This is a genomic window from Capnocytophaga canis (assembly GCF_000827555.1).
Lineage (GTDB): Bacteria > Bacteroidota > Bacteroidia > Flavobacteriales > Flavobacteriaceae > Capnocytophaga > Capnocytophaga canis.
Genome location: NZ_CDOI01000176.1, coordinates 1 through 18144, shown reverse-complemented (window position 1 = coordinate 18144; position 18144 = coordinate 1). Strand labels below are relative to the sequence as shown.

Sequence of the window (18144 nt, the reverse complement as noted above, 5' to 3'; positions counted from 1 at the left end):
CCAGCCGTTACAGTAACCTCTGCTGGATTACAACCTAAATATTTTGTTGGTATTGGGGTAACGGTAATGGCAGGTGGTGCCTTAATCTCAAAGGTTTCCGTAACTTCACAATCTGTTGAAGTAGCACTATAACGGAATTTCACTGTATGATTACCCACTGGAACATCATCCCAAACGAATGGGTTTGCAGTTTCTAAAGTCCATGTTCCTCCATCTTTTGACACGTAGTAGCCTGTATTTGCTATGTTTTTCAAATTAATTTGGTATTTACCTCTACTATTAGGAGTTGTCGTGGAGGCTGGATGACATTTTGCATTTTCAACGATGCGTGTGTTTTCATTAGCACCAAATTGTTTGTTTGACAACACAGTTGCGGTCACTTCTGCATCGAAACCACACACTTTTGGTACCTGATACACAAGAATATCGTCAATAGCCAAGTCATTACCACCTGTTTCAGGACTCATACTTACTACTTCAATACGCAATGAGGTTACGCCAGGTGCAGCCAAGGTTCCAGAGAAACGATGCCACGCGCCTCTAACCATTTCATTCACTGGAATATTTCCCGAATCTTGTTGCGTTCCGATGATTTGTCCAGTAGCGGAATTTACCAAACGAATGGCAAATATTGGTGGTGCACATGATGTACAATGGCACAAATTGTAAACGTACATTTCAAAACGAATTTCTTGTTCTGGAATTACGTCGTTCACCTCTTTGTAGTAAATAGGTTTATTAAATCCTACGCTTCCTACATTCATTGCTAAATAACGTCCTGTAGGATCTGATGGTGAGGTATGGTCTGTCGGAGCTGTCCAACAATTGTTAGCTAATGTTCCTGAGGTAGGATTTGTAACTGTACCTGCAGGCATTACAACATATTGTCCATCAGCTATGGTTGAGGTATCTCTATATGTATAGTTAGGATGCACATTCGGATTTCGTGTATAACCTCCATATCCAAAGTCTTCTTTTATCAGAATACTTGGCGTAGGTGCTATTGGATCCGCATATTTTATCTTAATTGTATGTGATCCAGGTGGTAATCCTGAAATAGTGGATGAGGTATAAGTTCTTCCATTGTGTTCATAGGTATAAACAAACCCATTTTGATTACTGTCTACTGTAATACTTCCCAGTCCTTGGCAATCATATGCCACAGAAGTAGTAAAGTTTGGAGCTACAGGACGGTTTGGCACATTTACTTCCATAGGACCAAACTCACACTCATTGACCTTATCGCGTACAAACACATTATGTGTACCGGCTGGTAACCACGCCTCGGAAGAGGTTATCCAATTTGCTTTGTTATCGAAACTATATTCATAGTTACCTGAACCTCCTTGTACGTTGGTTACTCGTACTTTAGCTTTGTCGGAATTCACTCCCGTACCACCACAACCAATCAACTCAATCACTCCGGCAAAGGCCGCCGTAATCTTAGCATTGTTTATTGGTGGCAGAGTCAAAGTTGAGGTAAGCGTACAGGTAGCAGAACCTGATGAAATCAATAAAGATGGTGTATATGTACCTCCAGGTGTCAGCCCCACAAAAGCGTTTCCTATCTGTGAGGTAAGCCCTCCATCTACGCTGTAACGGATTTGGAAATTGGATGGATTACTGGTTACATTTATCTGCAATGCCACTTTCTGCCCACAATCTGTCAGTCTGGATGTTGCGGTAAATGTAGGGTGTGTTAAAGCATCAACCGTGGCGGATGTACTCACACTACAGTTGTTCCCATCCGTTACCTGAATGTTATAAGTACCTGCTGCCGTTACCGTAAATTCATAGAATTTACCCGTGTAGTTATACACATAAGTAGTTCCACCATCAATCCTATATCCATAGCTCGTACCAGGTGTTCCTCCCTGTGCTTCCACTCGAATCACCGCCTCGCCACACATCAAATGACGCTTCACGGTAGCTGTAGCTTTCAATTCAGGGAGTTTATTAATTGTTATGGGATGGCTTAATGCACAACCATCAGGAGAAGTTACCTGTACATAATAGTTTCCATCATTCAAATTAGGTACGGTGATGTTGGTGGTATTAGTGGCATTCACTTGGTAGACTACTGCCCCTGAAGCAGATGCATTTCTTACAACATAGGTGTAAGGTGGAAACATATCCGATACGCTAATTTGCAAACTACCTTTGGAATTCTGACATGCCAACGGTGTTGCTGCTACAGCCAGATTCGGATTTTTACGTATAATTGAAGCAGGAAGCTCAAAGATACACGGAGTGTAAGTCGATCCTGCTGGTAATGCCTGACGAATCAAGACTGTATAAGAATCTGGATTCGTAACAGTAAATTTATTCGAATTCTGATAATTAACTACAATGTTTCCATCACTACCTCGCAAAGCATATTGATAACCTGAAGTTGGATGAGTTACAGTGATTTCACCTTGTTTTGTACAAATGATGTCACGTGTGGTTACCGTAGGGGTAAGCTCCGTTTTAGTTACTCTAAAATAGAATACCTGCACACAACCTCCCGCGTAATTAATTTCAACTCGATAATCTCCCCCTTGGCTAACATTGTAAGAACTTCCTGTGTGTACTGTATTCCATGTACATCCGTAGTTATCCAGTACGGGGCAAGTATCAGGATGCGTGGCAGGAATGGTACAGTTATTGCGTTTCTGCCAATTGTAACTAACTGCTCCTGCGGTGTTTAACTGCAACAGTTTGGTCGCAGAAGTACCACAAAGGTAAATTTGTGGATAGTCCGAACCGTCATTACCGCAAGTCAGCACCAAAGAAGCATACTGATTGATAGGATTGATTGCCAAAGCTGTTGAATGCAAAACTACTTCTATTTCTTCACGCATATCAGCACAACCCGTTTTTTTCTTTAAAACCTTATAAGTACCAGTCTCTGTAACTTTTAACGTTTGTGATGTTCCAATGATTGTTGAGCTACCTTCTTTTGTCCAAGCATAGGTCTCAAAATCTGCACCTGCTACCAAATCAAGCGTTTTCTGACAAAGAGTTTCTTTTCTTTTACTCACACAAGTTCCTAGATTAGCAATGAAAATTGAAGGCCCTTCAATACCATTTAAACATGTTCCAAAACTGCTTGAACTTTGTGCTTGAAAATCCGAAGGATTATAACTTCCTTTATAAGTTGCCTCTATAATATTTCCGATTCTATTGGAACAAGCATTTCGCAATCCATTACAATCATTGGGAACCTTAACCTCAAATGAAATTTTATTCCATGTCGTTTGTTCTTTTTTCACAACATGATTTGGAACATTGAATTTAATAGTGTGGTTTGCAGGATTATAAACATAGTCAACCCCCGCTACAGGATTCGAATTCCACCCGAATTTAACAGATGAAATAATGTCTGTATATATTAAATTTTCAGACAGTACGTCTGTAAGCTCCAAATTTTCAGCATCATCATTTCCCGCATTCCTGAATTTGATTTCATAACGTAACTTATCGCCTAAATTAACCGTACCTCCTGTTACATCAGCCTCTCCATTGACTTTATATATTTTCTTTTCTATCAATATTTTGGGAGCAATCACATCAATCCCAAAAGCAAACATATAGGGATAGATTACATCCCACCCTGTGGTAATTCTCAATTTGGTAGCTGTTTGATTATTTGCTAATATGTCATTGTCTGCATTGTCTACCTTGAAAATACCTGCATCATATCCAAACAAGTTAGTACTATTGGGTCTTTTGTGATTATACATTCCATTAACATCGGTAATTTTACTATTAAAAAAATCGTTCTGACCTGGAAAAGCTATATTGTCTACAATTGCTCTGCCAGGAGCTGTCAATGTATGAAATTGTGTTCCTTTCTCAATTTGGAGTATATCCTGAGGCTTGCGTTCTCCCTCCAATGCACTAAACGCAATTTTAGCATGTACAGGCCCCCTAGGAATTGTTTTAAATCCAGAAATAGGAATGTTAAGAATTCCATTATTTTTAACTACAGAAAAGCCATCAAATAAAGTAATATGTTTGCTGGATAAAGTTGAATTTTCATATACTACATACAATGTCCAACCTCCTGCAAATCCTACACGAGAATCTCTTCCATGAGCAGCTCTCAGGTCTGCTACCATATATTCTCCTAAAAAATTTCCCTTAGCTACTTCAGTCTGCTTCAATAATTCTGTTACATCAGCAACATAAACGTAAGCCCGTTGGTGAGTAGCTTCAGTATAATTTTCCGACAACACATCTCCTCCATCATATACCTTTTCTCCTGTAAGTATATGATAACCCGAAGATGAAGGAGTCTTAAACTTTACCTCTTTAAATTTAGCCTTTTGTAACTCGGGTTGTGTTGGAGCTAATTTCTGATTCATATAAACAGCACTCCAATAGAGATACGCCTGTTTTACCTTTGAACAAGCTATGAGTTGGTTTTCTAAAACTATAGAAGCCGCACTTGAACTAAACGTTGTAGGATCATTGTCTATATCTATATAGTAAAGCGGTACATCTTCGTTACTCGTTGCAGACCCCGTATAAACTTGATTTGCTTGAGTTGAATTTGTCCCATAATTCAAAATAGAGTTTCCTACTACAAGCATGTCTCCATTCAGTGTAACATTATATCTGTGAGGTACAAAACTCTGATGAGTCTGAGCTTGACCAAACACTCTGCCACCACCAACAATCGTCAGTAGTAACATAAGAAAAAAAGATGAATTTTTCATATTTATAAACATAGCTTTTTCACTTTTATATATTTTTCAATTGCTTTATTTTTCTGCCAAATATTCAGATAGGAATTCCTGTTTACCCCCCTGAAACTATCGGTGTGAAACACTTAAAAGACCAAATGTAGGAACGACAACGGTTAGAAATCAAAATATACAAACTATTTTAATCTCTAACCATTATCCTCTCTCTCAATTTACGTTATTATCGACTTACCCTCAGAATCCAAATACTTCTGTCGGCAAATTCTGGTCGTCTGAGCGTTTCGGTCATAACCACTCCTGCTTCTCCTTTGCTACTGTACGCCTTGTTAAGGTAAACGTACGTCATTCCATTTTCAGGGTGTACAAAAGTATATGCTGTCAATCCAAGCCCTCTGACATTTTGTAAATATTGGTAAGCTCCTTTAGGATTTCTATAAACTCCCGCGATAACGTAGAATCCTTCTGAAATTTTATCATTTGCAATCTTGTGTTCCTGTACTTTCAGACGTTCTTCCAATCGTTGCATAATTGTTTTCGGTTTCTCCTCTGGCTTCGGAGGAGGCGGTGTTGTTTGAGTGGTTGGCGTCACCACCGCTGTTTTTTTCTTCTCTTCTTTGGCTCTTTCAGCAGCCTTACGTTTGTTTTCTAACTCGACCTCTTTTGCTTTTCTGTCTTTTGCTAATTTTTTAGCCCTTGCTTGACGCTCACCTCCGAAATTATAGGCAAGAGTAATCTCATAAGTCCCTCCTAAATTGCTTACATAGGTACCTATGCCTTGTTCGTAGCCAAATCCTGCACTTAGGTTAGCGTTCACATTGAACCCTAAACCTGCTGATACTCCATATTTTTGATCATATCCAGCATGTACCCAACCTAAAGTAGGCATGTCGAGCATTGCATGTCCCCCCATTTGAAAATTATCTGCGCTTTTTCGTCCTCTTGCTAATACGGACAAAGTAGCCTCTTCCAAAACTCCACTACCTGCTGTCATCGTATTTCGGTACATTACGTGCCCTGTAAAAGCTTTATCACTAAAAGGTACCGCCATCTCACCTCCAGCCAATGCATAATCAATCAAATTTTCAGCATTCAATCCAAAATGTATCATCCCGAAATTTATATCGAAAGCTGGGTTTATATTAAAAATCCCAGTATTGCTAAAATTCGCTAAAAAAGGATCTGATGAATCATTAGCTACAATCTTCCCTTGAGCAATACCACTCATACCAAAAGATGCATTAATCCCTAATCTCAAATAGCTCTCATCTCCCAAACCTATCTGATGAACATAATTTCCTAAAAAACCTGTATTCTGAAACACTCCAATCTTTTTCTGAAATGCCATAACATTAATCACCTCATTATCAGACCATTTTTTACCATAAGTCCCCATAAAAATACTAAAGTTATTTTGAAAATTCATCCACTGCTGTCTGTGATACAATGCCACATGTGACTCTTTGTACCCAAAAATTGGAAAAGCTGGATTCATCAAAAACGTGTTGTATTTTACAGCTGTATGTCCTGGTAAATCATGTGCTAAATAATAGTTATTCTTTTGCTGTGCCCACGAAAACTGAACTAACAACATCAAAATAACCCATGTAACAGTATTTCTATTCATCATCTTCTTTCTCTATCTGAACAAAGTTATGGTACCTTGCTTATCTACTTTATTATCCACTTCTATTATATACATAAAGATTAAGGCTCTTTTACCCAATTCTTTGTATGTTTCAACATTAGGCCAAGTTTTATTGGTAAATCTTGTACCAGAGAAGACTGCCTTCCCTTCTTGCGAATATATGCTTACTTTAACATTATCCTTATTCAGATACTCCTCAGGAATCTCCCAAAAATCGTTACTTCCATCTCCATTAGGCGTTACCACGTTGGGGATTTTAGAAATTTCAAACACTTCCGCTGAAAAACGTAACTCCACCGGTGAACAAGTACCGCCTATAGTAGCTGTCAACACGTAATCTCCTGTTTCTTTTATAATAATTTCCTGAGCGAAAACAGAATTACTTGGCGTACTCCACAGATAGTTTTCCGCTTTACTATTCCCTCCAACAACTTTGATTACCTCTCCTTTCGATGCTGTAACGCGACTGCCTGAAGGCACTTCCGAAATTTCTATTCCATCACTATTGACGCGTACTAACTTTAGTGAACTAGGATCAAATACAGAAACTTTCACGATGTTAGTCGACTGTTTGGTACAAGCTCCATTAGAAATCCTCAAATAATAATCACCAACTTCTGTTGCTTCATAGGTTGCTTCTACTGCTCCTTCGATAGGAACTGCTCCCTTATACCATTGATAAGAGAATGCCTCCGAATCTATAGGAGCTTTGATAATAGTTGAACCGCCTTCGCAAATTTTAGGACTATCATCATCACTTTCCGAAACTAATGTGATATCCGGAATAGTTGAAAAAGATACATTCAATTTGTTTGACGGGTCAATGATCGTTTGGTAAATTGCTAATAGCGAATAACTTCCAGTTAAGGCATCTTCTTTTGTAACAACTAATCCCGTCGGGTCAGATTGTCCCATAATTGGGGCATCGTTTCTGAGCCATTGAAAACTGAAATACTGATAATCAGTCTCATCCCCCTCATTACCTATCAAAACAACCTCACCTCCTTCTAATACAGCTTCTAACTTTTTCAGCTTCAATGTTGTTTGAGTTGCCGTACCATCACAATTTTGAGACTGGACTTCCGCAAATCCTATATTAGGTTTAAGCTCTTTTATCTCTATATAGCTCCGCAAAGGTAATACAATTTTTGAACCTGCACACCCCGAACTTGAACTTTCTACCTCAGCATGATAAGCTCCTGGTTCCGTAACGGAATAAGTAGGAGCAGAAACTCCCTGAATTTCAGTCCCATTTCTAAACCATTTGATAGTTGGATTATTCATGTTGTGACTGATTGTCAACACATAGGTTTTACCAGGTATAAAAGCTCTTGGGATTTGTGGCAAAACCCAATTTGCCCTGATTTCTCTTTTAACAAGCACTAATGAATTTGACGTAGCAGGACAAGCCTCTGAAGTTCCAGACATTGCCACGTAATAAGTCCCCATTTGGGTTGCTCCATATTCGTAAACTCCTGCTCCTTCAGATACCTTAACACCATCTTTGTACCAAGTATAAGTGGCATTAGCGTCAAGCGGCGAAGCCGTCAAAGTAACTACACCTGCACAAACCTCCAAGCTCGTTTGTCCTCCGTTCAACTGTACCGCATTGGGATCTGTCAACTGTACGGGTAACGAATTAGAACGTTGTATGTTTGTAACTCCAGGAGTAGCTATTTTCAAAGAGTAATTCCCATTTTGAGTAGCCTTATTTAAGGTAAGTTCAAAACCATTGTCATTATCATTGTCATCATCATCGTCATCGTTGTCATCGTCATCATCATCCAAAGCTTGATCGTCTTTATACCATTGGTAAGTAAATGCACTGTAACTTGATGCCTCTAACAATACTTCTCCTGAAGGAGTGACAGCAATGATTTTTGCCAATCCTAAAGTAGCTTTATCAAACATACAAGGTTGGTAACCCGAGGACTTATATCGAATCTCCACCTTAAATTCATTCGGACTTTCAAGCAATACCTTATTAGAGGTCTGCAAAACTCCCGCACAACTTCCTCCTTGAGTTACCTCAACGGTGTACTCTCCAGGCTGTCTGGCTTGATAAGTAGCCTCTGTAGCTCCTTGTATGGGGGCTCCATTCAATTTCCATTGATATGATGGGGATTCAGCTGTAGTAGTAGCCTCTAATTTTTTCGTCCCTCCAGGCAAAATCAGTACATCACCCTGTACCGTAGCTGAAACCGTGAAGTTTTCTCTGAATTTTATTTCAATTTCATTTGTTAATTCCTCACAAGTACTACCTGGAACAGAAATTCCTAGCTTATAGGAACCAGCAGCCGTGTCATCGGTAGGAGCTGTGTAAGTATGCATACCTGCTCCCTGTTGCACTACCGTTCCGTTACGATACCATTTATATAGATAGTTCGAATCGTTAACACTTGCTGTTAAGGTAAAAGGCTGACCTTTACAAATATTATTACCTGAAATCGAGTTGGTTATAACGACCCCGAGACTTCCCCCCATTACCACGGTCACATTGTTTGAACGTGAATTGGACGAACCCGAGCAATAGTTTCCATAATCTACAACGGCATGATACGTCCCAGCCTCTGAAACTCGGAGCGTATGCTTGGTTTCACCAGGAATTAAGGTATTGTTACGGTACCATTTGTAAGCTTTTTCACCTTTTTTGTTTACTGATATTTCTTGCGAATGCCCTGGACAAAGATTGATATTAGATACCCCTCCGTTTAATTCCATAGGGCTATTTACATTTACATAGTAAGCCGAAAATGGATTACTTGTAATGGAAGATGATGGATTGGTGCTACTAACACGAATCCTATACGCATCTCCATGCATGGTGTTCGGAAACTGAACGTTTACTGAGTATTCAAACTGTGTATTTTGCCCTGTCAACGTTGCTAATGTTACAGGATTTGAAAAATCACCATTCGCATCGGATAACTCAATAATATATTGATTCGTAGCATTGGGCAATGGTGGTTGCCATTTGAATGAAACTCCAAAGTTATTATATGAATCCGAAACACAAGCATCACTAAAACCCAGAGAGATAGACTCTATCCTCTGAGCGTGTACATAGCTTACGAACAAAGAGAAAATAAGCAGTACTAAATACTTGTATGAAATATCTATTTTCATTATTTCAAAATCTTTTTTCACGGTTTATTTGTATTAAACACATGTGACAGCATTGCAAAAGTAAACAAATTAATTGGATATAAAACTATCGGATGTTAGTTTTTGCGATTTCAAAAAACAAGAGTTAATAATCCTAAATCATAAATAGCAGTTATCATACAAAAATAAAATAAAAAGAAAAACATTTAACATATTTTTATTACGAAAAAGATACAAAAACTTCCGTTTTTTCTCTTTTTTGACATTTTTATGTTTTATCTAAAAACAATGTTAATTGTGATTTCTTTAAGAGTAAGCAGTACTTTAAATATCAAAAAATCTGAAGAATTTTGATTTTTCGGTAACAGTTCAAAGCGTATAAAATACGGTAGAATCCTGAAAAGTACCTAATAACAATCAACTTTATACTGTTGTCTGTTTTGGAAATAACTCAACGGTTTTTGTAATTGTTCTTGGCATATACTTTCTAATATCTCAGCCACTCCTCGCTGCATCGCTACTGAACCGCAAATCATCACCACACCTCCACTCTTTAGGAGATTTGCAAAAAACGTAGATTGCTCTAAAACAATATCTTGTACATATTTTTTCGCCCCCATTCTGGAGTAAGCAATTTGTAGATTCGTCAATTTTCCAACTCGAAGTTGCTCTTCCAAAAATGATTTGTAAATAACCAAAGACCTGTCGTTTTTTCCGCCCCAAAATAGCGTTAACGGTTGATGGGCTTCATTGTCAGCTATCATTCCCAAAAAAGGAGCTATACCTGTTCCTGTAGCAATACAAACCACTGGTTTTCCTTTTTTGGGAAAGTGAAATTCTGGATTTTTATATATCGCCGACTTCAAAAGATCACCTGATTTTAAATTATTTAACATATTGGAAATCAACCCTTTTTCATGTCGTTTCACACTCAGTAAAATCTCATTGGAAGCCGTTTTCCCTATGGAATAGAGTCGTTCTCTACCATCAACCTCTGATGTTATACCCAATAAATCTCCTGATGTAAAACGCACATTTTCAATAGTTTGCAATCGCACTAAAAAAGTTTCATCGGATTGAATAGTTGTTTTTTCTATCACTTTGAATGTGTGTTGTTTACCTTTCTTTTTAGCCAACTTGTTAAAGGGTAAATTTAGTGAAAAACCTTGTTGCCTTGCCCATTCATTCGCCCAAAGTGAAAAAGACTCAACAGACTGATTATTAACAGTTTGCAAATCTACTATTTTTTTACCTATGGAGGTTTTCGCTAATAGTTCATCTACTTCATAAGCATATTTGCAGTAGTCGGGATATGCCAAAGATCCAAACCCCACTACTGAATAGGTAAATGGTTTTTGAATCGTATTCTTTTGCCATAAAGATTTAAATTTTGTTGCATTAACAGGCTCATTTCCTTTGCCATAGGTACAAGTCATCACTATTAAATGCTCCATTTTAGGATATTCTGACAAGGAGTTCATTTCTGCTAAATACGATTTTTTTCCTTGACGGATAAGCTCATGATGTACCAAATTAGCAAATCCTAAAGTCGTGCCTCCTTCTGATCCTACCAAAATCACGTATTGACAATTATCTTTCGTGTATGGATTACGGATTTTTGATTTCCTGCGTTTCAATGTTATAACGAATCCTGAGTAGATAAAAAACAAAATGCTAATACAAGATAAAAACAAAATCACAGCCCATAGCACCGTACCCCTACCGGTATGCAATATCATGCTGTAATAGGTCATTGCCTTTACAGTTGACTTAGGCGATTGTGCCAATACTTCTCCTGTAAACTGATTTATAATGAACTCACTATCAATCAATTCTAAGCGATAAGTTTCTTCTACATCTTCAAATATTGGAAAGGTGAGTTTTTTTACGTCTGAAAGTGGGATGTGAAACACCTCAAAATCTGCAATTGACCTATGAGGTTTTTCGTTAATTTGTTCGTAGTCAATATCTTCAAAATCTATTTTTGGGGAGGTAATCAACGAAAAGCCTTCCAAGGAAAGGTATATTCCTGTAAGAGTAATGACAGTTATAGGAAAGAGTAACAGTCGACCTAAAAAGGTATGGTAGTGGGGAAAAAATCGTTCTTTTACCAATTTATTGAAAAAGCGTTTCCAACTTTTTTGCTTACGAACAATGAGAATCATTCCTGAAACAGCAATCAAAAACAGTAAAAATGCAGTTACAGCCATCACAATTCTCCCTACTTTTCCCATGAACAAAGAACGATGTAAAGTAGTGGTAAAACTAAATAATTCAGGTCGTTTGTAAGTTTCACCAACAGTTGCTGCCGTTTTAGGGTCTATATAAAAAATCATTGTATCGCCCTGTTCATCAACAACTTCTGTTTTAACAAACCGATTTTCATCAACCTCAAGAGATAATACTTCTGTGTATTTTTCCTTTAATTGTAATACAGTTTCGAATAGCTCAACATCTTCAAAATTAGAGCTCTTCAGAGGTTTTAATTGATTTGAAATAGGTTCAAATGCTAAAATCATCCCCGTAAGGGTAGCTATCAGAACAAAAAATGAAGCTACTAAAGCTAATACCAAATGTGCATATCTCCAAATGGACAGAGTCATTTTTACAATTGTTTTTATTAAGACTGATTATACATTTATATCAAAAAAAAATAAGAGTCCTGACGTATCTTCTGCGTCGTACCTCATGTCAAGACCCAAAATTTAACTAAGATTCTACATTATCAATCTAACATTGCCTGTGCAAATCTGTAAGGTTCGTTATGGTTAAGTAAACTAATTTTATTAACCCCATTTTTACGGAATTTCAAACACAGTCAACTTGATTGGGATGAAAAGCAGAAAGATATTGAATAGGAGCTTTACAAATCCAAATCAAATTGTTTAATTTTCCGATAGAGTGTCCGTTCTGAAATTCCCAACTCTTTGGCTGTTTCCTTACGTTTGCCTCCATTTCTCTCTAACGATTTGATTATCAACTCTAATTCTTTATCGTGCAAGGAAAGAGATTCGTCTTTTGGAGCTTCCTCATAAACGTACTCTTCCGCATCGTCAATCACCTCGGTAGGAATTGTCGCCTCAACAGGAATGAATGAAATTTCGGGAGTTACCTCAGAAGTATGTTTCTTATTTTCACCATAAATTCGATGGATCAATCCCTTATTATCCTCTTGAACTTGTTGCGAATTTCCTTTTTGTAATAGCTCCAAAGTCAATTTTTTCAGATCATTGAGATCGCTTTTCATATCGAACAACACCTTATATAATAATTCTCGTTCGTTTGAAAAATCACTTTCACTACGTGTGGTACCGACTACTGTTGGCAGATTAACTCCCTCGTCAGGCAGATAGTTACGCAAAATTGTAGCAGAAATCTCCCTTTTTTGTTCTAAAATAGAGATTCGTTCAGCTACATTACGCAACTGACGTATGTTCCCACTCCAGCGGTAGTTAACCAAAAGATGTACGCCATCATCAGTCAGTTTTATGGGCGGCATTTTGTATTTTTCAGCAAAATCAGAAGCAAACTTTCTGAAAAGCAGGTGAATATCGTCTTTTCGCTCTCGAAGTGCGGGTAAGTGAATCTCAACGGTACTCAACCGATAGTACAAATCCTCACGGAATCGTCCTTTTTTAATTGCTTCGAACATTTTCACATTGGTTGCTGCCACAATGCGTACATTTGTTTTCTGCACTACCGATGACCCTACTTTGATAAACTCTCCATTTTCGAGTACGCGAAGCAATCGCACCTGTGTGGTAAGTGGTAGTTCTCCCACCTCATCCAAAAAGATTGTGCCTCCGTCCGCTTCTTCAAAATATCCGTTTCGAGTCGATGTAGCTCCTGTGAAAGCCCCTTTTTCGTGGCCGAATAGCTCGGAATCAATTGTCCCCTCGGGGATGGCTCCACAGTTCACAGCAATGTACTTACCGTGCTTACGCATTGACAATGAATGAATTATCTTCGGAATAGACTCCTTCCCTACTCCACTTTCTCCCGTAACCAATACAGAAACATTAGTGGGAGCTACTTGTGCTGCCTTTTCAACAGCTCGATTGAGTTTAGGGTCATTCCCGATGATTCCAAAACGTTGTTTTATAGTTTGTATGTTTTCCACAAGTTGCAAAATTTAACCGGTCAAATATACGAATTTTAACTCAATGTAACGTCAAAAACAATGTCTAAGATCTATCATTATCTTGTTTTCTACTCGAAAAAAATATTTCGGGCGGCAAATATATAATTTATTTTTTAAAAACAATGCTTTTATAAAATATTGAAAACCAATGTTTTACAAACAAAAATATTTATAATTAACTGAAAAACTGACATTTATCATATTTTATTTTTACGAAAAATTTTATCTTAGCCGAATAAAAAAACGCTACAAAAATGACAATGATTTCTAACATTCCTCTTTACAACCACACAGCAGGTGTTTTCATCATCGGTGTCTTCGTTTTAGTTTGTATCGCCTTTGTTGTGATGACGGTTATGTTTTTCCGCAGTGGAAAAAAAAAGTAATTCATTGAATCTGAGATAAGTTAGTTTCACTGAAGGAATTTTGATGGGGACGCTATGTATTGCGTCCCTACGCTTACGGTTTACAGTTCTGTTTCTAAAATCCGTTGAGAATGAGAATTTTTCTGCTCAAAAACGAATAAATCCGTATATTTGCCTTTGTGAAATTCACTTTCAATGTTACGATTTTTTAATTACATAACTCAAAAAATTAAGCAAAATCCTATCAAAACTTCTGTTTTTGGAGTTGTTCTGTTGTTGTATTACTTTTCATTGCCAAAAGCACTGTTTCCCGACGATTATTCCACTGTGATTGAAAGTGCTGAAGGAAATTTGTTGGGTGCAAAAATCGCGAATGATGAACAATGGAGGTTTCCTGAGCTTGACAGTGTACCTTATCGATTCAAAAAAGCAATTATATACTTTGAGGATGAATACTTTAGCTACCACTGGGGAGTGAATCCTATTTCGATGACTAAAGCCTTAGTAAATAATTTACAACAAGGAAAAATTGTTCGTGGAGGCAGTACAATCACGCAACAGGTCATCCGTTTATCTCGTGAAAACCAACAACGTACATATTTTGAGAAAATTACTGAATTGATTTTAGCTACGCGTTTAGAATTTCGACATTCTAAAGACAAAATTCTACGGCTTTATGCCTCACACGCTCCTTTTGGCGGAAATGTTGTAGGGTTGGATATGGCAGCATGGCGTTATTTTGGGGTGTCTCCACATCAATTGTCGTGGGCAGAATGTGCAACATTAGCTGTATTACCCAATGCCCCAAGTTTAATTTTTCCAGGAAAAAATCAACAACTTTTATTACAAAAACGTAATCGACTACTCAAAAAACTGCTTGACAATCAGGTTATAGACAACGAAACATACGAACTAGCACTTGCCGAGCCTTTACCTCAAAAACCACATCCGTTACCACAGATGGCTCCTCACTTATTGGAACTCATTGCTAAAAAAAATGAAGGTCATCGCATCAAAACGACTATTGATTTCTATTTGCAAGAAAAAGTAAATCAAATTGTTCGTAACTACTATCACCATTATTCTCAATCAGAAGTTTATAATATGTCGGTACTAGTTACGGATGTGAAAACTCGGAATGTGTTAGCATATATTGGAAATACTCCTACAAATGTTGCTCACCAAAAAGATGTGGATATTGTCCATGCCCCTCGCAGTACTGGGAGCGTGTTGAAACCTCTACTGTATGCGGCTATGCTTCAAGAAGGAGATTTATTGCCTCAAATGTTAATCCCAGACATTCCTACGCATATTTCTGGATATTCTCCTCAAAATTTTAACAACACCTTCGAGGGAGCTGTTCCAGCAGATATGGCATTAGCAAAATCACTAAACATACCATTTGTATGGCTATTGCAACGTTTTGGAACGTATCGTTTTTACGATATCATCCAAAAAATTTCCCTTACGGACATAAAAAAACATCCTGATCATTATGGTTTATCTATAATTTTAGGAGGAGCTGAAAGTAATCTATGGGATTTAACAAGAGTTTACGTTAATTTAGCTTCCGAATTGAATGTTTTCAACAAACAAAGAGCCTATCGAAGTGCCGAATTTCAGGATTTAAACTATGATTTGTCTAAAAACACTATTGATTTTGGTCATTTTACCACAGAAATTCCCACATTGAGAGCAGGAGCTATATGGCAAATGTTTGAAGCCATGAAAGAAGTAAATCGCCCAACGAGCGATGTAGCATGGCGATACTATGAGTCGGCTCGAAAAGTAGCATGGAAAACAGGAACCAGCTTCGGAAATAAAGATGCTTGGTCAATTGGTATAACTCCAGAATATGTAGTTAGCGTTTGGGTGGGTAATGCTACAGGCGAAGGTCGTCCTTCGCTAACAGGTGCTTCTTTTGCAGCTCCTATTATGTTCAGTATTTTCAATACCTTGCCTAACTCAACATGGTTTAAGAAGCCTCACGAAGACCTTAGAGAACTCTCTGTGTGTGAAGTTTCTGGATTTTTAGCAAAAGAAGAATGTCCCAAAAAAACGATCTACTCAACCATTAGCAATTCCGACAACGAACAATGTAAATATCATAAAATTGTCCATTTAGACAAAAATGAACAATTTCAAATCAATGCCTCTTGCGAATCTCTTGATAAAATCGTCACAAAATCATGGTTTGTTTTGCCTCCTGTGATGGAGTGGTTTTACAGAAAACAGCATGTTAATTACCAAACTCTCCCTCCTTTTAGATCTGATTGTCAACATAGTAACACGATAAAATCATTAGACTTTATCTATCCTAAGCACGGAAACATAATTTACACGACTAAAGGATTTGGAGGTGATTTACAACCTTTTACAGCTAAAGTAGCCCACAATGAAGGCGAAGTATTTTGGTATCTGAACAGTTCTTACTTGGGCGTTACCACGCATTTCCACGAAATGGACATCTATGCACCAAAAGGAAAAAATATATTACGAATTATCAACACTAAAGGCGAAGAGCGAGTTATTGAAGTGACTGTAAAATAGTTATTTAGCTGTTTTAATTGTTAAAAGTAAAAATGTACCTCGCAGTTCAGTAATTTTATCGGATAAGATAAGGAATATTTTTAGTAAATTTGTGTGTTTATCATTAAATTTACTAAAAATATCCCTTATCTCAAAAAATTAAACCTACTTTTTATATAGAACTCACGTTAATACAATAAAACAATTATCGTTTAATTGATAACATCTATTAAAACTTATGTTTTATCCCCACTGTAAAATTCATACCTCCAAGTAGGCTAATTGTATATTTCAATGAAGAAAATACCTCCAAGACATCATTCAATTCATAATTTGCTCCAATGCCGATATTTATAGTAGTGCTTGAAAATGTAGGAAATTCAACCTGAAATTCTTGTCCAAAAGCATTAGTTAACTTAGGAGTTTCTACATTTCTTCTTGTATGGTTTAATCCTGTTAAAGCAAACGCTTTAATTTGTTTAGCTTCATAAAAATAATAATGCCCGTTAAAGTTTAAATCCCATGCAGTCCCATTTCCTGTTGAAAAATAATAATTAAAATCAGAAGCAGCAGCCCATTTATCGTTTAACAAGTATTCTACATCTGCTCCAACGCCTATGTTTTTATAAGAACCATATCCCAAATGAGCTCCTACCTTGAATTGAGCATAAGCAACATTACCTATCCCAATCAAAATTAAAACTAAAAAAAATCTTTTCATAAAATAAAAAATTTAATAAATGTTCCTACTCTATTATAGGCTTTTCGGATTTCGCCTCGTGGGAGAGTTAAAAAAAATTAATGTTATGTAACGTCCTTCGGATAACGCTTTTTAATTGGTATTCAAAATATATTAAACCTTATTTTTCTTTTCTGCCATAAGCTCAATATGGTAGGTTTCTCCTTTTTTAATTCGTACTCTTACTTGGTTATACACATCGAATCGTTTTTCAGATTTTTTATCAACTAACAATACGTACATGTTGTTATCACCATCCAAAACTAAATTTGAAACTCCATAAAACAACTCAGTAACATCGAGTGTTACTTTTCCTTCGGCGTTAATGATTTCATTTTCTTTCATTTTACGAATAAAAGTAAGTGTAAATCCACCATTAAAAGGATCTCTGGAACAAAGAACCTCTACATCATCATAAGTTAAGTTTTTAAGCGAAGTAATGGTAACATTTATCAACGCTTTATTCAGGTTATTTCGAGTAACTACGATGCCATTTTGTTGTTGAGGAGCATCATCTTTTTCGATTTCTTTTTCGTTTTTGGTACAGGCTACACTTAGCCCTACCATCAATAATAAAATTACTTTTCTAATCATGATATTTAGTATTAAAAATTATGTTTTGTTTTATAAAATAACTTGAATAAATTTATATTCTGAGTTGGATAGATTGCCATTTGATTTTTGAGAATAGAAAAAGCCCACTGCGAATGATTAATTCGCAATAGGCTTGTATAAGGAAAGTTGAACTCGTAATTTTTGACAAAAAATTAGAGCTACAAATTTGCGTAAATGGAAGAAAAAAGATACCTTTCGCGTGCGAGCGAACTATTAAGGCATTAGAATAGGCGTTGCGTTGCGTTGCGTTGCGTTGCGTTGCGTTGCGTTGCGTTGCGTTGCGTTGCGTTGCGTTGCGTTGCGTTGCGTTGCGT

8 protein-coding genes and 1 pseudogene are annotated in these 18144 nt (G+C 37.1%); 2 read left to right on the top strand and 7 right to left on the bottom strand.

The features are described 5' to 3' along the window. The 5 genes and pseudogenes from CCAND38_RS09380 to CCAND38_RS09360 all read right to left on the bottom strand — a co-directional run. A pseudogene (locus CCAND38_RS09380) lies at window positions 1-4703 on the bottom strand (T9SS type B sorting domain-containing protein); the annotation flags it as partial. Window positions 4704-4911: 208 nt separating this feature from the next. Beyond that, window positions 4912-6315 (bottom strand): PorP/SprF family type IX secretion system membrane protein, encoded by a 1404-nt coding sequence (locus CCAND38_RS09375; RefSeq protein ID WP_052458224.1) that lies wholly within the window; start codon window positions 6313-6315, stop codon window positions 4912-4914. A 12-nt stretch (window positions 6316-6327) separates the two neighbouring features. Then, window positions 6328-9462, bottom strand: coding sequence for a T9SS type B sorting domain-containing protein (locus CCAND38_RS09370; RefSeq protein WP_156129792.1), 3135 nt, complete (start codon window positions 9460-9462; stop codon window positions 6328-6330). 386 nt (window positions 9463-9848) lie between these two features. Further along, on the bottom strand, window positions 9849-12044 hold the full coding sequence (locus CCAND38_RS09365; protein WP_042345010.1) for a PepSY domain-containing protein: 2196 nt from the start codon (window positions 12042-12044) through the stop codon (window positions 9849-9851). Window positions 12045-12304: 260 nt separating this feature from the next. After that, window positions 12305-13561 (bottom strand): sigma-54 interaction domain-containing protein, encoded by a 1257-nt coding sequence (locus CCAND38_RS09360; RefSeq protein WP_042345009.1) that lies wholly within the window; start codon window positions 13559-13561, stop codon window positions 12305-12307. A 275-nt stretch (window positions 13562-13836) separates the two neighbouring features. Between CCAND38_RS09360 and CCAND38_RS12145 the strand changes: the two genes are divergently transcribed. Beyond that, a complete protein-coding gene (locus CCAND38_RS12145; RefSeq protein ID WP_255318343.1) occupies window positions 13837-13968 on the top strand; it encodes a hypothetical protein in 132 nt (43 codons plus the stop codon). A 174-nt stretch (window positions 13969-14142) separates the two neighbouring features. After that, entirely contained in the window at window positions 14143-16497 is a 2355-nt protein-coding gene (gene pbpC / locus CCAND38_RS09355) for a penicillin-binding protein 1C (protein WP_042345008.1), read from the top strand. A 208-nt stretch (window positions 16498-16705) separates the two neighbouring features. Here the strand turns inward: pbpC and CCAND38_RS11405 are convergent, their stop codons facing one another. Then, complete coding sequence (locus tag CCAND38_RS11405; protein ID WP_052458222.1) at window positions 16706-17197, bottom strand: hypothetical protein; 492 nt, start codon at window positions 17195-17197, stop codon at window positions 16706-16708. A 132-nt stretch (window positions 17198-17329) separates the two neighbouring features. Further along, complete coding sequence (locus CCAND38_RS09345) at window positions 17330-17809, bottom strand: hypothetical protein (protein ID WP_042345007.1); 480 nt, start codon at window positions 17807-17809, stop codon at window positions 17330-17332. Between the last annotated feature and the right edge of the window lie 335 nt (window positions 17810-18144).